Annotated in this window: 22 protein-coding genes and 1 pseudogene; 9 read left to right on the forward strand and 14 right to left on the reverse strand. The window is 33.1% G+C overall.

What is annotated here, in order from left to right:
- Window positions 1-54: 54 nt before the first annotated feature.
- Together rpe and rpiA are read right to left on the reverse strand one after the other, a co-directional pair.
- On the reverse strand, window positions 55-702 hold the full coding sequence (gene rpe / locus NOU10_RS04725; protein ID WP_255906170.1) for a ribulose-phosphate 3-epimerase: 648 nt from the start codon (window positions 700-702) through the stop codon (window positions 55-57).
- Between the two features lie 16 nt (window positions 703-718).
- Entirely contained in the window at window positions 719-1,402 is a 684-nt protein-coding gene (gene rpiA, locus NOU10_RS04730; protein WP_003706781.1) for a ribose-5-phosphate isomerase RpiA, read from the reverse strand.
- A gap of 236 nt (window positions 1,403-1,638) precedes the next feature.
- On the opposite strand from rpiA, the gene NOU10_RS04735 reads away from it, so the two are divergent.
- The 5 genes from NOU10_RS04735 to NOU10_RS04755 all read left to right on the forward strand — a co-directional run bounded on the left by NOU10_RS04735 (window position 1,639) and on the right by NOU10_RS04755 (window position 5,853).
- Window positions 1,639-2,514 carry an ABC transporter ATP-binding protein gene (locus NOU10_RS04735; RefSeq protein WP_250201197.1) on the forward strand — a complete coding sequence of 292 codons (876 nt, stop codon included), beginning with the start codon at window positions 1,639-1,641 and terminating at the stop codon, window positions 2,512-2,514.
- A 2-nt stretch (window positions 2,515-2,516) separates the two neighbouring features.
- A complete protein-coding gene (locus NOU10_RS04740; RefSeq protein ID WP_255906171.1) occupies window positions 2,517-3,257 on the forward strand; it encodes an ABC transporter permease in 741 nt (246 codons plus the stop codon).
- Window positions 3,258-3,265: 8 nt separating this feature from the next.
- The gene (locus NOU10_RS04745) at window positions 3,266-4,375 is read left to right on the forward strand and encodes a sensor histidine kinase (protein WP_204770826.1); all 1,110 of its coding nucleotides are present in this window, start codon (window positions 3,266-3,268) and stop codon (window positions 4,373-4,375) included.
- 2 nt (window positions 4,376-4,377) lie between these two features.
- Window positions 4,378-4,983, forward strand: coding sequence for a response regulator transcription factor (locus tag NOU10_RS04750; RefSeq protein WP_223657178.1), 606 nt, complete (start codon window positions 4,378-4,380; stop codon window positions 4,981-4,983).
- Window positions 4,984-5,055: 72 nt separating this feature from the next.
- Entirely contained in the window at window positions 5,056-5,853 is a 798-nt protein-coding gene (locus NOU10_RS04755; protein WP_255906173.1) for a tyrosine-protein phosphatase, read from the forward strand.
- A gap of 121 nt (window positions 5,854-5,974) precedes the next feature.
- Here NOU10_RS04755 and bsh read toward each other — a convergent pair whose 3' ends face one another.
- The 4 genes from bsh to NOU10_RS04775 all read right to left on the reverse strand — a co-directional run bounded on the left by bsh (window position 5,975) and on the right by NOU10_RS04775 (window position 7,852).
- Window positions 5,975-6,949, reverse strand: coding sequence for a choloylglycine hydrolase (gene bsh / locus NOU10_RS04760; protein ID WP_255906174.1), 975 nt, complete (start codon window positions 6,947-6,949; stop codon window positions 5,975-5,977).
- Between the two features lie 92 nt (window positions 6,950-7,041).
- On the reverse strand, window positions 7,042-7,266 hold the full coding sequence (locus tag NOU10_RS04765; protein ID WP_003706766.1) for a hypothetical protein: 225 nt from the start codon (window positions 7,264-7,266) through the stop codon (window positions 7,042-7,044).
- A gap of 45 nt (window positions 7,267-7,311) precedes the next feature.
- Complete coding sequence (locus NOU10_RS04770; protein WP_255906175.1) at window positions 7,312-7,545, reverse strand: hypothetical protein; 234 nt, start codon at window positions 7,543-7,545, stop codon at window positions 7,312-7,314.
- 49 nt (window positions 7,546-7,594) lie between these two features.
- Window positions 7,595-7,852, reverse strand: a complete 258-nt coding sequence (locus NOU10_RS04775) for a hypothetical protein (RefSeq protein ID WP_255906177.1) — start codon at window positions 7,850-7,852, stop codon at window positions 7,595-7,597.
- A gap of 380 nt (window positions 7,853-8,232) precedes the next feature.
- Between NOU10_RS04775 and xerS the strand changes: the two genes are divergently transcribed.
- The gene (gene xerS / locus NOU10_RS04780) at window positions 8,233-9,330 is read left to right on the forward strand and encodes a tyrosine recombinase XerS (protein WP_250201188.1); all 1,098 of its coding nucleotides are present in this window, start codon (window positions 8,233-8,235) and stop codon (window positions 9,328-9,330) included.
- 49 nt (window positions 9,331-9,379) lie between these two features.
- Here xerS and aroD read toward each other — a convergent pair whose 3' ends face one another.
- From aroD to NOU10_RS04805, 5 genes are read right to left on the reverse strand one after another with little or no spacing between them, the layout of a single operon-like run.
- Entirely contained in the window at window positions 9,380-10,138 is a 759-nt protein-coding gene (aroD, locus tag NOU10_RS04785; protein ID WP_255906178.1) for a type I 3-dehydroquinate dehydratase, read from the reverse strand.
- A gap of 12 nt (window positions 10,139-10,150) precedes the next feature.
- Window positions 10,151-11,026 (reverse strand): shikimate dehydrogenase, encoded by an 876-nt coding sequence (locus NOU10_RS04790; RefSeq protein ID WP_255906179.1) that lies wholly within the window; start codon window positions 11,024-11,026, stop codon window positions 10,151-10,153.
- A gap of 20 nt (window positions 11,027-11,046) precedes the next feature.
- The gene (locus NOU10_RS04795; RefSeq protein ID WP_255906180.1) at window positions 11,047-12,762 is read right to left on the reverse strand and encodes an FAD-dependent oxidoreductase; all 1,716 of its coding nucleotides are present in this window, start codon (window positions 12,760-12,762) and stop codon (window positions 11,047-11,049) included.
- Between the two features lie 18 nt (window positions 12,763-12,780).
- Window positions 12,781-13,608 (reverse strand): SDR family NAD(P)-dependent oxidoreductase, encoded by an 828-nt coding sequence (locus NOU10_RS04800; protein WP_255906181.1) that lies wholly within the window; start codon window positions 13,606-13,608, stop codon window positions 12,781-12,783.
- Window positions 13,609-13,636: 28 nt separating this feature from the next.
- Complete coding sequence (locus NOU10_RS04805; RefSeq protein ID WP_255906182.1) at window positions 13,637-14,473, reverse strand: sugar phosphate isomerase/epimerase; 837 nt, start codon at window positions 14,471-14,473, stop codon at window positions 13,637-13,639.
- A 159-nt stretch (window positions 14,474-14,632) separates the two neighbouring features.
- Between NOU10_RS04805 and NOU10_RS04810 the strand changes: the two genes are divergently transcribed.
- Window positions 14,633-15,529, forward strand: a complete 897-nt coding sequence (locus NOU10_RS04810) for a LysR family transcriptional regulator (RefSeq protein WP_255906183.1) — start codon at window positions 14,633-14,635, stop codon at window positions 15,527-15,529.
- 51 nt (window positions 15,530-15,580) lie between these two features.
- Here NOU10_RS04810 and NOU10_RS04815 read toward each other — a convergent pair whose 3' ends face one another.
- Entirely contained in the window at window positions 15,581-16,801 is a 1,221-nt protein-coding gene (locus NOU10_RS04815; protein ID WP_255906184.1) for an MFS transporter, read from the reverse strand.
- Window positions 16,802-17,114: 313 nt separating this feature from the next.
- Between NOU10_RS04815 and NOU10_RS04820 the strand changes: the two genes are divergently transcribed.
- On the forward strand, window positions 17,115-18,314 hold the full coding sequence (locus NOU10_RS04820) for an MFS transporter (protein WP_255906185.1): 1,200 nt from the start codon (window positions 17,115-17,117) through the stop codon (window positions 18,312-18,314).
- Between the two features lie 244 nt (window positions 18,315-18,558).
- Here the strand turns inward: NOU10_RS04820 and NOU10_RS04825 are convergent, their stop codons facing one another.
- The gene (locus NOU10_RS04825) at window positions 18,559-20,463 is read right to left on the reverse strand and encodes a heavy metal translocating P-type ATPase (protein WP_255906186.1); all 1,905 of its coding nucleotides are present in this window, start codon (window positions 20,461-20,463) and stop codon (window positions 18,559-18,561) included.
- A 197-nt stretch (window positions 20,464-20,660) separates the two neighbouring features.
- On the reverse strand, window positions 20,661-20,894 hold the full coding sequence (locus NOU10_RS04830; RefSeq protein WP_003706757.1) for a heavy-metal-associated domain-containing protein: 234 nt from the start codon (window positions 20,892-20,894) through the stop codon (window positions 20,661-20,663).
- A 209-nt stretch (window positions 20,895-21,103) separates the two neighbouring features.
- Here NOU10_RS04830 and NOU10_RS04835 point away from each other — a divergent pair.
- Window positions 21,104-21,256, forward strand: a pseudogene (locus NOU10_RS04835) (IS6 family transposase); the annotation flags it as partial.
- Window positions 21,257-21,276 lie beyond the last annotated feature (20 nt).

A 21,276-nucleotide genomic window follows, 5' to 3' on the forward strand; every position in this document is an offset into this window, starting at 1 on the left:
CATCAATATATAAAAATAGAAGATACCACTAATCACAGTAGTATCTTCTATATATTAATTACGTAATTTATTTATTCTTTCAGCATGAGTTTCATTACCTGAATTAAAAACATATGACCCGGCAACTGCAACTGTTGCGCCAGCTTCTCGACATAACTTAACAGTTTCTTCGTTAATTCCACCATCAACTTCTATATCAAAATTAAGATTTCGTTCTTCTTTTATTTGATGTAGTTGGCGAATCTTTTCTAATGTTTCTGGTATGAATTTTTGTCCACCAAATCCAGGATTAACTGTCATAACAAGTACTTGATCAACAATTGATAGAACACTTTCAATTGCATTAACTGGTGTTCCTGGATTAATTACTACTTCAGCTTTAGCATTGTTTTTCTTGATTAAATCTAATGCACGATGAATGTGTGGTGTAGCTTCATAATGAACACCTACAATGTCTGCACCGGCTTTTATGAAGTCTTCTACCCAATTTTCAGGGTTATTCACCATCAAATGAACGTCAAAAACCATTTTGCTTTGTAGTCTTAATGCTTTAACTACATTAGCACCAAAAGATAGATTAGGAACAAAATTTCCATCCATAATATCAATATGGAGATATTCAGCACCGGCATCTTCTACTTTTTGTACATCAGCACCTAGATTTAACACATCAGCGCTAAGAATAGAAGGAGCTATTTTCATATAAATTCACCTCGAATTATCTGGCTTCAAGAACCTCAGGGCCATCTTGACGCCCAACAATAACAGTATTTACGATGTCTAAGAATAATCCGTGTTCGACAACTCCTACTTGATTAATTAGGTAATCTCCAAGTTCTTTAGGATTTTCAATTTTACCTAAGTGAAGATCGATAATATAGTTATCAGAGTCTGTATGAAGTAAGCTACCATCTTCATTTTTTCTAAATTCCGGATTTAATCCTTTTTCTTCAAAACGTTTAAAGACAGTACCACTACCATAAGGGATAACTTCAACTGGTAATGGAAATTGTCCTAGATCATCGACCATTTTACTTTCATCGACAATCCACATATTCTTATTAGATTTAGTTGCAACAATCTTTTCGTATAGTAAAGCTGCACCGCCACCTTTAATTCCTTGGAAGTCAGAAGAAATTTCGTCAGCACCATCGATTGTTAAATCAATATGATCAACTTCATCAATATCTTTGATAACAATACCCAAAGACTTAGCTTGTTCAGCTGTTCTAATGGAAGTTGTAACACCAACAATGTCTAGACCTTCTTCGTTTACACGTTTTCCAAGTGCATCAACCATGTATTTAACAGTTGAACCTGTTCCTAGACCGACAATCATGCCATCTTTAATCCATTCAACTGCCTTTGTACCTACTAATTGCTTTAATTCATCTTGGTTCATTAATTATACCCCTTTCAAACATCGCATACCTAAATTATACAACAATTAGTATAGTTCCAGCACCATGAATAGTAAGTATTTTCAAAATTACTCTAATTATTTACTTAATAGTATTAATTCCATGCATCTTAATAGTTCTTATGACAATTGTCATGAAGAGTAATGACTTTCAATTCTATTAACCTTAACTGATTTTGTCTATATTGAAGATGTAATACAGGGAAGGATGATAAATTATGACCACCGCACTTGAAGTAAAAAATATCAATAAAAAATATAAAAATAAAGTTGTTTTAAATGATATTAATTTTTCAATTCAATCTGGAGAAATTGTTGCCTTAATCGGTAAAAATGGTGCTGGAAAATCTACTTTGATCAATATTATTACGAAGTTAATTCAACAAGATAGTGGACAAAGTAAGATTTTTGAGAAAGAAAAATTTGATAGAAATTTAATTGGAGTAATGATGCAGGAAAATATCTCCTTAGATCGAATAACAGTGAAAGAAATAATCAAATTAACTAGAACATATTATCGTAATCCTATGTCTTATCAAGCGATATTAGCTTTATCAGAGTTACAAAATTATACAAACCACCCTATGGATAAATTATCTGGAGGTCAAAAAAGAAAGCTACAGTTCGCTCTTACTTTGGCAGGAAATCCAGATCTAATTTTCTTAGACGAACCTACTGTAGGAATGGATGCGGAAAGTCGCACTAAATTTTGGAAACATATCGATGAGTTAAAGAAACAAGGGAAAACATTTTTAATTACTAGTCATTATTTAGAAGAATTAGAAAAAGTTGCTAATAGATTTATTTTTCTGCATAATCAAAAGATTATTTTTGATGGTAGTTTAACTGAGATGGGAAAACAGTTAAAAAAGGTTCAAGTAACCTTCAATAGTGAGTTGATAGAAGATATTTTTAATAAATTACCAGCTGTACTTAGAGTAAGTGAATTGAACCACCATTATACACTTATTACAAGTGATGTTAATAGCTTAATAACTCAGTTAGTCCCCTATTTATCAGCAATTGATAATTTAGAAATTAGACAACAAAACTTAGATACATTAATGGACTCTTTAATTAGAAACGAGGAATAATCATGACTAATTTTTTATATCAACTTGAAATTGATTTTAAACGCATAATCCTAAGAAACCCAGCATTCTTCATGTTTGATTTAGCAATGCCTTTAACGTTCTATTTACTTTTTACAAAAGCCTTACCACAATATAGTAATACAATGCAATGGAAGGTAGATTATTTAGTAAGTATGGCGATTTACGGAATTCTACTTGGATCTATTATGACAGTCGCACATACACTAAGTTCCGATATAGACCGTAAATTTACACTATTTATAGATTTAAGCCCTTTTCCTAAATTTATGTATTATATTGAAATGGTCATTATTTTTGAAGTATTAAACTTACTTTGTCTTGTAGGAATTGGTTTAGCCGGTATTTTAGTTAATAATCTCACATTACCGACAAAGGTCTGGATACTTTTATTAATTCTAATTCCTATTATGAGCTTGCCTCTCGTTTTATTAGGCATTTTGATTTCATCATTTAAAGATAGTAATGTTATCAATGCTTTAGCCAACATTTTAGTTTTTCCTATGGCAATTTGTAGTGGCTTATGGTGGCCACTTAGTGTACTTCCACAATGGTTACAAAAAATTGGTAAAATAACACCAACATACTACATTTCGAATTTATCTAATAACATTTTACATGGAAATAGCATCAACTATAATTCGCTTGTAGGTTTAATAATTTGGTTTGTTGTGTTAGTCTTAGCTCTAGGAATTAGTTATATATTTACTTCAAAAAAGGATTGAAAAAACTGATGAAGAAGTTTTTAAAAAAGCACGTATTATTTCCAAGTTACGTCGGACTAGCCCCTTATTTCTGGTTACTATGGTTATTTCCAGCAGTAAGTGTGTTACTTACATTGCCCACTATTATGCGTAATATAACGTTAATTTTACTAATTATTTTTGTCAAAGTTTATAGAGATTGTTTTTTAGCCAGAGATAAAGGAGTAGTTATTAATATTTTTTGTCAATTAATTTTGGCAGCTACACTCTCTTTCTTTGCAAGATATCCATTTTTATATATTTATACAGGTTTTATTATTGGAACTTTTAGTATTAATATGAAAAACGCAAAATTAGTGATTGTTCCTTATTATATTTTATCTACGATAAGTTTATATCTAGCTTATCCATTACCTAGTATGGCAGTGGGAGATGTACCAGCAGCTATTATCAATTATTTATTCATTTTTGGAACAATTCCAGCTTCAAATTCTTTGTCAAAGAGTTATCGTTTAGGAAAACAAAATAATCGTTTAGAATTAATAGCTAGACATAGTGAACGTGACAGAATAGCTCAACAATTACATGATAATTTGGGGCAATCTTTTTCTATGTTAGCCCTAAAAGCTGAATTAGCTGAAAAGTTATTAGAGAAAGATCCAGTATTGGCTAAACAACAATTAAAAGACATTGCATCGGCCTCCCGTCAAAATTTAGACTTGGTTAGAGAAATTGTAGCAGATATGAAACACTCTACAATACTACAAACTTTGGATATACAACAATCTAATCTAGATAAATCTGGTATAATGCTACATACAAAAAACGAAGAGATTACAGTAGATTGGAATAAGGATATTCAAAATACAATAAGTCAAATTATTACTGAGTTGGTTACTAATGCTATTCGTTACAGTCATGGGAATCTCTTTAGTGTTACTTTTAGTCAGAAGAAAAATCAATATTTAATAACTGTGCATGATAATGGGATTGGTTTTGATAAAAATATATCTTATAAAAATTCATTTGGTTTATCTGGGATAAAAAAGAGAATTGATTATCTAGATGGTAATGTTAGTTTTGATAATGATAATGGTGCTAAAATAGATATAAGTATTCCTATTGTAAAGGGTGATTGAGAATGGTCAGTATATTTTTGGCTGAAGATCAGCAAATGTTAAATAGTGCTTTGGCGATGTTACTTGACTTAGAAGATGATTTTTCAGTAGTCGGAACTGAAACAGATGGTCAGGCAGCATTGGAAAAAGTTATTATGCTAAAGCCAGATGTTGCTATTCTGGATATTGAAATGCCAGGACTTTCTGGGCTAGAAATTGCCAAGCAACTTCGCCTAATGAAATTGGATATAAAAATCATAATTTTAACTACATTTGCACGTAGCAAATATTTCAAAGACGCCCTTGCAGCAAGGGTTAATGGATATTTATTAAAAGATAGTCCAAGCAATTCTTTGGTTAATGCAATAAAGACAATAATGAATGGTGATACAGTATTTGATCCTAAACTTGTTACTAGTGTTTTGAATACTGTTGATAATCCCCTAACAGATCGCGAGCAAGAAATTCTGGCAGCTTTAAAAACTTGTGCTTCAACTAAAGAATTGGCACAAAAATTTTTCTTGTCTGAAGGTACTATTAGAAATTATATCTCCTCTATTCTCAGTAAGACAGGAACACGTTCGCGTTTAGAAGCTGTAAATTTAGCTGAAAAACGAAACTGGATCTAATAACTTATGTTTGGTAATAGGCTTATTTTTTGTTAAAATCATATTTAAAGCCACACTCCATGGAGGGATTATATGGAACAAAAACCACTATTACTAGATATAAAACATGGATTTAATTTTCGTGATTTAGGCAGCTATAAAACATTAGATGGACGTAAGATTAAAAAGCATAAAATTCTGCGTTCTGCTAATTTGGCATATTTATCTGAACGAGACGTTAACTATTTAGATAACTATGGTCTTAGATACGACGTAGATTTCCGTTCAATATCTGAAAAGGAAGTTGAACCTGATCGAATTAGCAATAATGTTCATTATCATTTTAATCCAGTTTTTTCAGAGGATGAGACTCGTAGTACTAAGAAAGATCAAGAGACTAGATATAAGACCTACAGCAAGATTAAAAATGCTGGTTTTGAGGATATGTTGAAAGCCTATAAAGATATTGTACTTACAGATGGGGCTAAAAAAGCATATCGCCAATTCTTCGATTTATTGTTAGCTAATGATAAAGAAAATGAAGCCCTATTGTTTCATTGTACAGCTGGTAAAGATAGAACTGGTATGGGAGCTGTTTATTTGTTAACTGCTCTTGGCATAGATGATAGAACTATTCATCAAGATTACTTGGCATCCAATATCTATACAGAAACAGTTCGTGCTAAAAAAATAGCTGATGTAAGTGGAATGGGACCTATAATGTCTGAAAATATCAAGGCACTATTTGAAGTTAATGAAGCTTATTTAAATCATGCTTTGCAGTTGATGAAAGATAACTTTGGTGGGATAAATAATTATTTGCATACAGAATTGAAGTTGAATGAACAAGAAGTTTTAGATTTAAGAAAGATATATTTGACAGACAAGTAAAGACTTAATGGCTGAATTAAATTCAGCTTTTTTTGTTTTAAAACACTTATAGTTGCAATGTAATTTTATATTTATCACAATAAATAAAACTGGTACCTTACTATGATACCAGTTATTTTGCTTAATTCAACTTATTTATTACTTGTTTTCTTTCAAATGGATATACGACTAACTTATTACCATTCTTATCTTTATTTAAAGTAACAGACACTATTTGTCTATTTTCATAGGTTGTATAATATAACGTTTTGTTGTCCAAATCATAGCAATTCGAATATACAGTATATTCTTCTTTTCCTGATTCTGTCTTATTAACGCCCTTTATCTGTTCTACTGTCCCTAGTATATGGAAAAACTGAGTAATATCTTCTTCTACGGTCGTCCCTTTACTTGAATTTAACTTGCTAAAAGCAGCTCTCACAAAACGAGATTCGGGAGATACATCGCCTGGTAAGCCAATACCACCAAAACCGGTACCGTCTACCTTTAAATCCACGCTATCTGAGAATGTATTTTGTGGTGTACTGATAGATAAGTTGCGATATTTATTCAGATTGTACATCTGATAATTAAATTCCGGATTATTAGTCAATACTCCGATTGGATTATCATAAATATGTACGCCAGATTTAGTTACTTCTACTACAATGGATTTTTCTCTATCTGCAATTAACCAATGTAACCCTGCTAAAGGTAATTGTTCGCTAAAACTAAGATTAATGAGATTTATTCTTTCAACTAAATTTCTTGCTTCATTAACATCGCTACACTGTCCCAGAATCCATGGAATAAACTCGAACGGCGTAATATTATCTTTATCATTCTCTAAAGCATCGCTATAATATGCATTTCCAGGAAAATTCAATCCTGCCATTCCTAGTCCATCCTCATTAATAGCATCAAAATACAGTGGATAATCATTAGCGACAATTCCAACACCTATTAATGATTTATGATTCTTTATAGCTTTTTCCTTTCTAAATTTAAACTCATATTCAGCCGGAGTAATGATTACCTCCTCACCATATGAAAAATCTAAATCTAAGTTTCTTCCAAAATAATTACTATTACCATTTAAAGTAATTGCTGTACACATTTTTATCACTTCCTATAAGAGTATCAATGTCCTTTTTAAACTAATAATTGCTAGTAGTTTTTGATTGTAAAAAGCAGTTTAACAGCTATTATCTACTCTTCATCTACTAAATTCACAATATCACCTTCAAACTTTCCATGGACTACTAGACCAGTTATATCTTTGAAAGTACGACATATATGTTCAAAACTATGTACTTCATACACTGTACCATTTTTATCCATTATTTTATCTCCAATTTTAAATTTTTTTGTTCTTGGTACAACAACACTTGAAACATCTTCACTTTCTAAATAAAAAACATCTATAGCTTTCACTAGTATCTCTCCAATCTCTTGAGACCACTTAAATCTAGATCAATATTACTCCTCACTCTTATATAATTCAATTTCATCTATATCACTAAATGAAATATCATTACCATAAGATTTACTACCAGTATAATTATAAACTATAATATTATAGCCAAATGCTTCATGATCTACATCCACAATATATAAATTTATTCTTTTACCATTCTTTAAAGTAACTACACACCATTTCCAATTAAAAGCTTTTATAACATCCCAAAGTTTAGTTGCATTATTTATTTTCATTAATTCTCAACTCCTCCGGTAAAGTTGAAATTGCATGACAGCTTTTTAATTAATTTTTGTCAGGATCTAGTTCAATACTGTCAATATCATCAAAAGCAATCCCATTACCATAAGAATTACTATCTGTAGTGTTATAAACGATAGCTTTTAACTCTGGTTCATCTTCTTCATCATTTCTCTGGAACTCATCATCAACATCAACAATATATAAATTTAATACTCGTCCATCTTTCATACGAACGATAGTCCATGATCTTTCAAAATTATCCAAAACATCATCAAGACTAATTTGAGTTGTAATTTTCATTTTTGAACATCTCCTTCGTTCACAGAAATAACATTATGATTAAATTCACCTTTATACAGGTACATTACTATACTCTACTTATATTTTATTATACTATTTTCTTTATTAATAAGATTATTTTCGTACAGTAGTTTAATTCAAAAAAGATTACTTTATCTCACATGTAATTTGTCTACATTCCCCTCTTTTTATTGTAATACATCTGTATGCCTTAATTAAAAGTCTTACTTCTACTCTTAAGTAAGACTTATTTCATTACCATTTACCACTTAACATATATATTTACATTATGAATTAACACAAAGTACAAGTTATATTTAACACGAAACTTAAATTTCATGGTATAATACTATTATCAAATGAATGTTCGGAGGATAAATATGCAAAAAGAAGTTGCTAATAAAAAAATCGATGAGTTATTACATGAACTCCCTTATTTTATGAATGATTTTGTTATTGTAAAAACCGCTGATGAATATTCTCCTAATACTATTCTTGAATACTTGAAGAATTTCCATCAATTTTTGATTTGGTTGATTGAAAATCATTATGTTAACGAAAATAAAACTAGTGACATCGCCCCAGAATCGCTTGATAAGCTTACAGTTCGTACTGCTACTGAATACAAATCTTATCTTTTACGCCGAAAAAAGCAAAATAAAAAAGCTCTTGATAAAAATGGTCATAAAGAAGAATCTACTGAGACTCTATCTAAAGTAACTATTCAGCGCAATATCACTGCTTTAAAGGTGATATTTAAGTTCTTAAGCAGAAGTGCTAATAACTCTCAAGAGAAACCATTTTTAACACACGACGTTATGCAAAGTATTGATAATGTGGCTGATAAGCAAACGCTACAAGCTAGAGCTGATGCCTTAGAAGAAAAGTTATTTTTGGATGATGAAACTGATGAATATCTACAATATATCAAAGAAGTTTATCCTCAGTCATTATCTACTCAAGCTAAGAAATTCTACAATCGCGATGTTGAAAGAGATTTAGCTATCAATGCTTTAATGTTAGGATCCGGTCTCCGTTTATCTGAAGTTGTTAATATCAATATTGAAGATTTAGATTTCGAAAACAATCGAGTTGCTGTTCTTAGAAAAGGAAATAAAAAAGACTCTGTCAGAATTGCCGCCTTTGCAATGGAATATCTAGCTAATTATCGTGATATCCGTGCTAGTCGTTATCGTGCAGACAAATATGAAAAAGCATTCTTCTTAGCAATCAGTCGAGGTGGCTCTAAGCGTATTACTGGATCGGCTATTGAAAAAATGGTCTCCAAATACTCTAAAGGCTTTAAAGTCAGAGTTACCCCTCATAAGTTAAGGCATACTCTGGCTACTAGATTATATAAACAAACCAATAACCTCGTTTTAACTGCACAGCAATTGGGACATAGTTCTACTGCTACAACTACACTTTACACGCATATTGACAATGACGAAACTACAGATGCATTAAATTCTTTATAATACATCTAAAAAAGAAGTTGAACCAAAAGTTGATTCAACTTCTTTTTGTTTAGTCAAGCTTTAATGTATCTAAGATTCCTTTTAAGTTAGTACTTTCAATTTGTCCTGGTGCAGAAGCATCGCCTACTGTACCAAATGTTAAGCAAGAACCAAAGACTTCACCACTTATTCTGGTTACTTTACCTAAGTCTCCCATCGCCATTGTAATTAATGGACAATTTAATTTGTACTTCATGTTATCTGTGGCTAACAATAGATTTAGGACATCACGTGCACTATTAGGCATTACTGCAATCTTAGCAATATCAGCACCGTAAGTCTTCATCAAAGTTAGTCGTCTTTCTAATTCAGAAGTTGCAGGAGTCTTATCGAAGTCATGATTACTCATGATAATATAGATATTATTTTCATGAGCTTCAGCAATAATTTCCTTTAGCTTACTTGTTTTTCTGAACAATTCTAAGTCCAACAAATCTGTTGCCTTTTCTTTAATCAATACGCGACAAATATCAAAATATTCTTCTTCTGATAATTTTTTAACTCCACCTTCGAAATGAGTTCTAAATGTAGTTAATAAAGGCATTTCACTCATAACTTGGCGTAGTTTTTTGGCTGTTTCAACCAACTTTTCAGCATCTTCAACTTGATCAAAGAAATCTATTCTCCATTCAATTAAATCAGCGTTATTGCTAGACATAATTGTTTCAGCTTGTTTTATGATATCATCACTTGATTTTCCGGTAATTGGAACAGCTATTTTAGGACGGCCCGTACCGAATTCAACATTTCTTACTTTGACTATCCTCATCAAATTCACCGCCTAGTTATCTTCGCTAAATAATAATTCTCTGATGTAGTCTACAGGCATATCTTCACCTGTCCATAACTTGAATGCCTCTGCACCTTGTTCTAACATCATACCTAAGCCATTAAGAACATGATCTACGCCAGCTTCTTTAGCAACTTTCATTAATTTGGTTTCTCTAGGTGCATAAACTGTATCGAAAACAATCATATCTTTGTGGAACCAACTAGGATCTTCAACTAATGTCATGTCTTCTAATGGTTTCATACCTACACCTGTAGCATCGCAATAGATATAACTTGAAGCAATTTCCTTCTTAAAGTCTTCTTTATCTTCTAGATGATGTAATGTTGCTTTACAATCTGTTTCACGATTGATGATTTCAACGTTCTTTTCAGCTTGTGCCCATTGAGCATCTTCTAAATTGAAGATAGAAATTTCCTTTACTCCATCAAGTGCTGCTTGAATTGCGATTGGAGTACCAGCACCACCAGCACCTGCTAATGTCATCTTCTTACCACGAATGTCTAAGCCTTCATCAGCTAAAGACTTCATGAAACCTGTTCCGTCAGTTGTATATCCAGTTAATACACCATTATCGTTTACAACTGTATTTACAGCACCTGCCATTTTAGCTGCTGGATCTAATTTATCCAAATAAGGAATAATCTTTTGCTTATTTGGCATAGATACGTTAGATCCACGCATATCTAAAGTTCTAATTGCATCTACAGCTTTTTCTAGTTTATCATTATCAATTTCAAATGCTAAATATGCATAGTTTAAACCTAATTTAGCAAAAGCATTGTTATGCATTGTTGGTGACATAGAATGTCTAATAGGATATGCCATCAAACCAATTAATAAAGTATGTCCATCGATACGTTCCATTTTAATTATCCCCTTTAAAGTTAATTTTCACTTATTTCAGCTGCTTCTTTTCCTGCTACAAATCCGGAAGAAATACCCCATGAGTTCATCATACTTGGCATAGAATCGTGTCCATTTGCTCCACCGATTACTTCACCTGCAGCAACTACATTAGCTAATTTATTACCATTTTCAAATTGTAGATGTAGATCTGCATCTGTTACAAATCCACCTAATGTGGTTGCAAAACGATCACGTTGTTCAATGATGTAAAATTCATCGCCTTCATATTCATGTAAGAATTTACTATCTCGGCCAAATTCTTCATCTTTTCCTTGTTTAGCATAGTCATTGTATTTTTGAACAGTTTCACTTAAACCAGCTACATCAATACCTGCTTTTTGTGCAACCTCTTGTAAACTACCCTTCACAAGAATTGGATTACTCTTTCCGTCCTTTGCAAAGTAATCAGCGATTTCACTTTCACTAAAGTCATGTAAGACTAACAACTTATAGAATTCATCCCATGTTCGCTTATCCATTACTAAGAATGCTACTCTGTCTTTTTGTTTTAAGACTGCATCTCTTAATTCAGCATATACATCAGATTCATTAACGATTCGTTTACCATCTGTATTAACATAAATTGCTCCCATATCAGTAGCAAGTTTAGATGCATATGTTGTTAACTTAGCAATTCCTGGTTCGGTTTCCACCCCATGAGGATATACTTTATACCAGCCTAAGTTTCTTGTCTTCAATTGTAATGGAGCTAAGAATTGATAAGCATCGCCAGTTGATGTCATTGGACCATAATAGTATAAACCTTGACTTTCTGGTCCACGCATCTTTGTATTAGCACCATAACCACCGGAAGCTAGAACTACTGCCGAAGCAAAAATCTTGGTTGTTTTATGCTTTCCTTCAGTCACAATACCTGTAATCTTATCACCGTCAGTTATAACTTCTTCTACTCGGCTATCAAGTAAGATTTGACCACCTTTTTCTTCAAAAGCTTTAGCAACTTTAGTGATAAATTCATAACTACTTGATGTTGGTAATTCAACTTGACGTTCAACTGAATGTTCTGGTGTTTGAGTTTGAGCTTTTCGATATTCTAAACCAGCAAACTCAGAGATAAAATCAATTGCATCACCAATGTTATTTGCCATTAAATTAGTTAACTCAGGAACATTAGTATCTTTTGATTCACGTCTAACATCATCTGCTAATTTTTCTGGTGTATCATTATCCGCTTCATCACCAAAAATATTCTTAGCAACTTTAGAACCTGTTGCAGTTACATTAGAACCATTTAGGATTGTAGCTCCACCTAAGTAACCATTTTTTTCTACTAAAATTACTTTCTTTCCTAATTTTAAGGCACGGCATCCAGCAACTAAGCCAGCTTCTCCACCACCGATAACAACAACATCTGTATGCAATTCTTCGGTTACATGAGGAATATCTTTTTTCTTAGAATCAATCTTTACTTCTGCTTCTTCCACCGCATCTTTAGCTGATTTCAAAATTGCATCACTCATGACAGTAGCGCCACTAATTGCATCAATATCAAAACTTTGATTATCAAGAATATCATCTCTTAATTTTGAGAAAACTTGATTAAAGATACCTTTTGTTTCAGAATGTTTCTTTACATCAACATTTACAATTTCTTGATTTTCAACTCCAATTTCCAAATCAATTGGTCCGTTATGCCCTTGAGCTTGAGCAGTAATTACTTTCTTTTCAGTCATATTTTTCACTCCACTAAATTACTTCTTGTGGTGGTCAATTGCATATTGACGACGTCCACCTGGCTTTGGAATCATATCTTGCATCATAATACCGATACCACCATCAACATTGATTTCATCACCATTTGTATAATCTGAACGATCACTTGCTAAGAATAGTACAGTATTAGAAATATCCTTTAATTCACCAATACGCTTGCTTGCTACTAAACGACTACGTCCATCTTCAACTTCTTTATCTTTGTAGAAGTCTTTTGATAATGGAGTCTTAACTAAGCAAGGAAGTACACAGTTACTACGTACACCAAATTGTCCCCATTCAGCTGCTATTTGTTTAGAAATCATGTTTACAGCAGCTTTAGTTGTACTATATGCACCAGAGTATGTTTCTGGGAAATGAGAAGCAACTGTTGAAATATGAACCATTGTACCTTTCTTTTGCTTAATCATTTGACGACCAAATCGTTGAGAAGTTAAGAAATAACCATTAATATTAATATTAATTTGTTGTTTCCATTCATCAAATGTTAAATCTTCTAATAGTGAGAAACGAAGAATTGCTGCTGTGTTAACCAATACGTCAACACGACCAAATTTATCAACAACCTTCTTTACAGCTTCATCTACATCATGTTCATCTGTAGAATTACATACAACTGCAAGTGTTTCTACTTTAAATTCATCAGCTAGTTCTTTACTTAATTTTTCAACACGTTCTTCAGCGATATCCATCAATACTAATTTAGCGCCTTGTTCAGCAAAGTCATGAGAAAACTTTGTTCCCATACCACCAGCAGCACCTGTAATTACAACAACTTTATCTCTTAATCCTAACCATTCAGTCATAAATATTAACCTCTTTTCCTCAATTCAATTAGTTTAAAATTTCTGGCCAAGCTTCTTTCAAAACTTTTTCTGTATTCTTATAAGTATAATCAGCTACCCAATCAATACCTTTGGACATATAGTTATCAGAAATAACTTCAACCCCAACAACTTTTGGATCGATACCAGCTTCCTTGATCATCTTTAAGAATGCTACTGTGTCAGCTTGTCCCACACCTGGAGCTAAACGATCATGCATTGATTCGTCTCTCAAGATTGAATCTGCATATGGTCTTTCATAAGCATCATCAATTTGGATAGAAATAACTTTCTTAGCTTGTTCTTTTGTCAATAAATCATAAGGTTGGTTAGCACGAACCCAGTGCCATGTATCCAATAGCATCATTGCGTTATCACAATCAGCTTTTTGCAATACTTTCCATGTCTTATCTAAGTTTGGTAAACCACTATATGGCATTGGTTCAAGGGCAATAATTAAATCTCCGGCTCTATCACATAACTCTCTAAGTTTTTGTGCAGTATAGTCTACAGGATAATCTTCCATTAAACCTGTATTAATATGCTTTACACCAAATAGTTCACACATATGGAAACACATTTGTTCCTTATACTTTTGTTCATATGAGCGAGGTTCTTCGCACCATTGAACGATGTATTCTACTTCTGTACAAGTGATATTGTATTTATTTAAAATATCTATAATATCTTTATCTGTAAGCCCTTCATTTAAAGCATCTACATATGTTTCGGCTCTTAAACCGATGCCATCATAGCCAGCTTCAGCAGCAGCTTTACAACGTTGTTCAAATGTACACTTGTCTCCCAATGTCCAAGAACTTATAGTAATAGGATTTTTCTTACTCATAATAAAACCCTCCTCAGAGTTTGTGATTTCTTTAATTAATTTTTACACTTTTAATATATATCAATAATTTCTATACGTCTAATTGATATTTTTTCTATAATTGATATAATATTTCTATACGTTGCAATCGTTATCAAAAAATTGAAAAGAGGGCCTTTTATGAATTTACAACAATTACAATATCTTCATGTCTTAGCTCAGACTGAGAATTATACACAGGCTGCTGAAATGTTACATATTACACAACCTTCTTTAAGTTACGCCATTAGTTCCTTAGAGAGTCAAGTTAATATCAAATTATTCGAAAAATCTGGTCGAAACATTAAGTTAACTCGTAGTGGGAAAATCTTTGTTGAAGAAAGCTTAGCTGCTATTGAATCACTCAATCGTGCTATTGAAAGAGCCAAGAAATCCGAAAATAACAAAGAAGTTATTAAAATTTCAATGCTACGTTCTATTAGTTCTCACTGGTTACCAGCTACTATTCGAAAATTTTTAGATGATATTCCTGAAGAAAAACAGCCTTCCTTCGAATTTGAAAGTGGTATTGGTTTTTCACACTCAATCTTAGACGAATTAAGAGAAGAAAAAGTAGACGTTGCATTCTGTTCAAAGATTGATAACTTGGATGATGTTGATTATTTCCCTGTATATGAACAAAAATTAAAATTCATAACTCCACTTGATCATCCTCTAGCTAATAAAGCCAAAATTAATTTGAAAGACACTTTAGAATTTAAATATATTACTTATTCTTCTAATACTGGTTTACGTGCGGAAACTGAACAACTATTTTCAATTTGCGGTGGCACCCCTGATAGTGTCTTCGAAGTTGACGAAGATGAAACTGTAGCTGGTATGGTTGCAGCTAACTTTGGTGTAGGAATTGTCCCAGAAATGCCAATTCTTAGAACATTAGATGTTAAACAAATCCCAATTGAATTCCCTAAGTGGCATCGCTTCATCTACATGGCCACTCTTAAGCGTCATTACCAATCTCCAGCTGCTTTAGATTTCATCAATTTTATTAAACAAAATTCCGATGCTGGAAAATAATAAAAATCACTAGAACTGAATTTCAATTAATTCATTCTAGTGATTCTTTTTTTAGATGAATTTATACTTGAAGCAACGTACTGCTAAAATTATCATTACGATTATCCCTAACACTGAGACAGCTACATCTAAAACAAATACATGAACTAAACTGGCTGCTGTATCATCTAGGATAAAGGTAGACACAATCGGACCCACAAAATATGTTAAAGCAGCCGCAAAACTATAGTATCCTGTAACTCTCCCTTTTTCTCGTGGAAAATAACGAGATAGAATTGTTAGACCAACTTGCCATATACCACCTGCTGCAAAGAAACCAATTGCGATACTTGTCAAACGTGCAATTGTTGGAGTTGGATGAACAACCATCACAGCTAACATCGCTGCAGCAACAATTGAATATGCCAACAATACTTTAAATGGATGTACTTTTCTAACTACAGTCGATGTGATAAATACCGAAATTAGAGAAGAAATAGCATACCATGAAATCAACGTTTTAGAAAAAACTGGTGTTGATCCGATAACTTTTTCTGCAAATACTGGTGCATATTGTGAGTACATATAAAATATAAATGATAAAGTAAATCCCAATATTACCATTCCTACCCCATCAATCAAAACAGAAGGCTTGTTTGTAGAAGTTTCCAAGATTTCTGTTTGTTCACTAACTGTTTCTTTAACTATTGTCTCATTTTTACCAAAATTAGTTACACTCACTTTTAATAGAAGTAATCCTAGCATCACTGCCATAGCTGGAATAATGATGTATGCACTGTGTACAGCTGCAATTACTAACGGTAAGATTGTTTGCGATAATGACATTGAAGCTTTTACTAAGGCATTCATACTAGCAGGTTTCTCTGAAAATTTCTCTGTTAATAAAGGATAGCTACCAGAATCATTAAATGAATTGGCATTGCCTAAAAATAAACTACAAATTGAAGCCATCCAAATATTTCTACTTATTAATAAACCTATCAAAAATATGATGTTGGAAATTGTTCCGATAATTATCGTATTTTTTCTACCAAACTTATCTGAAAACCAACCCGCTAATAACACAGTAATCAAATGTCCTAAACCTAACATAGAAATAACAATTGAAATTCCTTTTAGATCTGTATGCCATAATTCCATGAACCAACTATGGAATTGAGAAACCAGAATGATTGATGATCCCCAGACGAAATAATTAAAGTATACATAGAAGGCTAATACTGATCTTTTAGCTTTAGGTTGATTTTTCTTACATACAATAGGGAATTCCATTCCGTTCCCCTCCTAACTTGTTATCTTTTTCACATTTATTATACGTTAATTTTATCTATTATTTTTGAAAAATTCCAATAGACTTTATTTATTTTAATTTTCGATTTTGTCTATATGTATAATTATTTTATATTTTATATGCTATAAAATTAATATTGGTTACGATTACTAAAACATTTATAAATAATTAGATCCTATAGAATATTTATATGATTAACTTAAAATATATCAATTAGACAATACTCAATAGATGACTTATATTAAAAATGTAAATAGATTGATAAAAAAATCACAATTAGGTGGGTGGAAAGTCATGAAAAAACAAAATTATTCTGGCGTCGCTGCCAGTGTTTATATCAACTTTGCTTTAGTTGGTATGGCAACAATCATCATTTCACAATACAGTTCCTATTTCCAAAAGGCGTGGAATACTGACGTTAAAGGTATCTCAACTGTGCTTTCAGTTGTTGGTATCGGCCGTATCTTAACAATCTTATTTGCCGGTGTTATTTCGGATAAAATTGGCCGTAAAAAAACCATGATTATCGCAATCACTTCCGATATTATTTTCTTATTAGGTGCTGCATTTGCTCACAACCTCTTTATGGCTTGTGTTGCTGCTTTATTCTTTGGTGTTACTAACTCCTTTGGTGATTCAGCTTGTTACCCAGCTCTAACAGATGCTTTCCCAGAAAAATCAGCTACAATGAATTCATTGGTTAAAGCTGCGATGTCATTATGTCAATTCTTGTTCCCATTCTGGGTAGCTTCTGTTTCAAATGCTAGATTAACTGCAATTATTTTAGCTGTCGCATTATTCTTAGATATTTTACTTGTTATATGGGCACCATTTGCTCCTCATGATGAAAGCAAAAAGGCTGAACCAAAGGCTGAAGTTAAGCAAGAAACAACAACTGTTTCATCAGCTAACCAACCAAAAATGGCAATTGATGGTTCCTTAATCATCGCTCTAGGTTTTACAATTTGCTTCACTTTCTACGTATTCTCACAATATATTCCAAACTTTGGAATCAACGTATTAGGTGTTGCACCTGCAACTGCTAAAACTCTATTATCTTGGTACGCAATGTCATCTATGATTTCTGTTTTTGTGACTGCTATTGTTGTTACAAAAGTTAAGCGTTTAACTTTAATCTTACTTTACTCAACATTATCAGCACTTGGTTTATTATTGATGGTACTTTCACCATCTCTAATGACTGCACGTATCGGTAGTATCGCAGTTGGTTTCTTCGGTGCTGGTGGTATCTGGCAAGTTGGTCTATCTGTATTAACAAGTTACTTCCCTACTGGTCATGGTAAGTTGACAAGTTACTATAGTTTCATGGCTTCCTTGACTTACTTCTTAGGACCTTTGTTATCAAGTTTCGTAATTAGTGATACTGCAGCAAGTGTACTAAGTGTGTTCTGGATCACAGCCGTTGACACTATCATCACAGTTGTTGTGACACTTCTACTTATTCAACGTAGTCGTAAATTTGATGTTAAATAATTAAGTTATTAATAACAAAGTTGAAAAATAAAGTACCTTATAATTGTTAAACAGAAAATAACAATTATAAGGTACTTTTTAGGTAAATCTGCATAGAAATAAGATTTCATATACCCTTATCAACTAAGTTTAGATATAATTATCCTTTAAGTTTCTGATCCCATTAAAGACTTTTCCCAATACGCAAAAAACTATTTTTTGAATAAGGGACAATCAGTACCTATGTTCATCCTCTAATTTATTCTTAAGATATTTTTACTTTTTCTGCAGGTGTTGATACTTCTTTTTGTTCTTTTCGACCTTTCAACTTATACTTCATTAATCTCATACCATTGAAAATTACCACCAAGATACTACCTTCATGAACCAACATTCCGATAGACATATTCATCCATTCGCTGAAGAAGACGCTGGTCAACAAGACCAACACTACTCCAATTGAAATCACGATATTTTGTTTCATATTATTTGCGGTGGCTTTTACTAATCCTAATGCGTGAGGCAAGTTGCTGAAGTTCGAGTTCATTAAAACGACATCGGATGTTTCAATCGCTACGTCCGTTCCGCTTCCCATTGCGATTCCAATGTCTGCTAAAGCTAAGGACGGACTATCGTTAACGCCATCTCCAACAAAGGCTACAATTTGACCACGTTGTTGTAGTTTTCCAATATAAGCCGCTTTGTCTTCCGGCAACATGTGGCCGTGAGCTTCGGTCAAACCAAGTTCGCCGGCGACCACATCAACGGTTCCTTGGTTATCTCCTGAAAGAACGACTAGATTTTTCACGCCCAAGTCTTTTAATTCTTGCAAATTAGCTTTCACACCCGGACGGACTTGATCGCGAATGCCCATCAGTACTTTTAATTCACCGTCGACCGCTGTCAAAACGAGAGAGTTCCCTTGTTGTTCAAACCGTTTGACATCTTTTTGCACTTTTTTGCTGAGAGTAACATTTTCTTTTTCCATCAAGGCCACATTCCCAACAGCCACTCTATGTCCAGCTACACTTGAAACGATTCCGCTGCCTTTCACGACTTCAGTTTCTTCAACAGGATAAAAATTTGTTTCTCCAATTTGGTTTAAGACCGCTTTTGCTAATGGATGATCTGATTCCCGTTCCACACTGGCCAGATAGCTAAGCGTTTCAGCAGAATCTTTTTTATACAGTTCAGTCGCTGCAACGGTTGGGTTTCCGACAGTTAAAGTACCTGTCTTATCAAATACAATTGTATCCACATTGCTGAAGTCTTGAATGACTTCACTCCCTTTTAAAAGAACACCGTTACGAGCACCATTCCCGATACCGGCAACGTTTGAGACAGGCACTCCGATAACTAATGCGCCTGGGCAACCTAGAACCAAGATGGTGATTGCTAACTCAATATTTTGACTGAACGCCCATACAACAATTGCCAGGACCAAGACAGCTGGTGTGTAGTATTTAGAAAAGCGATCAATGAACCGTTCCGCTTCGGATTTAGAATCTTGTGCTTCTTCCACGAGTTCAATAATTTTTCCAAATGTGGTGTCCTCACCAACTCGATCAGCTCTAATTTGAATCGTTCCGTTTTCTAAAATGGTTCCTGCAAAAACTTCTGCATCAGCTTGCTTGTTGACCGGAACAGCTTCCCCTGTAATGCTAGCTTCATTGATATGCCCTTCGCCCGTAAGGACTGTGCCATCCACTGGAACTTTCGCACCCGTTTTAACGAGCAAGATATCCCCTTCATCTACATCATCCACTTCTACTTCTTCAAATTTGCCATTATCCATTTGTTTCAAGGCGCTTTCGGGTGCCATTTCAGTCAATTCTTTGATAGCAGATCGCGTTTGGTTCAATGTTCGTTGTTCCAAGTAGTGTCCGAATAAGAATAAGAACGTGACAATAGCCGATTCTTCATAATTTTGAATAAAAAGCGCACCAATCGCTGCAATACTGACTAAGACATCAATACTGATGACTTTGACTTTCATTGCTTGAAATGCTTGAATGGCAATTGGCGTAATCCCAAAGACAGAGGCGATGATCAAAGACCACTCTGAAAGTCCTACGTTTTCTAAAACAAAGTGACTGAAGAAACCGAGTGCGATTAACAATCCACTGATGACGGTGATAACATTTTTCTTGCTTAATATATATTGTTGCATGCTTTTTCCCTCCAAATTTAATTTCTCTTTTATTGATAAATACAGTATAAGATAATTGCCTAAGTAATTAATTGACTGACATCAAGTTTAGAAAGTTCTCTTTTATCGTTTCTAAGCACCTCGAATCGGATTGCAACAAAAAAAGCAATCCTGAAAAAATAGCTTTTCTTCCAGAATTGCCTAGTTCATTTAATCTGTTAAGCGGCCTTAACTTTTGTTTTAAGGACCGGATAGCCTACTTTTTCGATAGCTTTTTGAATCTCTTCAATCGAAGTGACAGCTGGATCAAAATTGGTTTTGACTTTGCTGGAGTTGAATAATACTTTAATGCTGTCTTTATCAACACCGTTAACTGATTTTACGGCACCTTCAATTTTTTGCATACAACTTGGACAAGATAACGTTTCTAATTGCAATATAGCTTTTTCCATAATTCCTATCTCCTTTATGTGTTTTTATTTTATCGGCAGCAGATTAATGAATACTGCCTTTTCCTCTTTACAACTGTAATATAGCTCACTTTTAGCAAACAAAAATTGACGCATATCAAGTTTTGCACTTCTTTTGGTTCTGTTGCAAAGTTTTAAATCTACTATCAAATAAAGTAGAATAATAGAAAAAGATAGCAAGAGGAATGACGATGAATCATTTTAAAGGAAAGCAATTTCAGCAGGATGTGATTATTGTAACCGTGGGCTACCATCTTCGTTATAACCTTAGCTATCGTGAAGTTCAAGAAATCTTATATGATCGTGGCATTAACGTTTCTCATATGACGATTTATCGTTGGGTGTAAGAATATGGCAAACTACT

It is taken from the genome of Ligilactobacillus sp. MP3, assembly GCF_024436335.1.
In the GTDB taxonomy this organism is placed as follows: Bacteria; Bacillota; Bacilli; order Lactobacillales; family Lactobacillaceae; genus Ligilactobacillus; species Ligilactobacillus salivarius.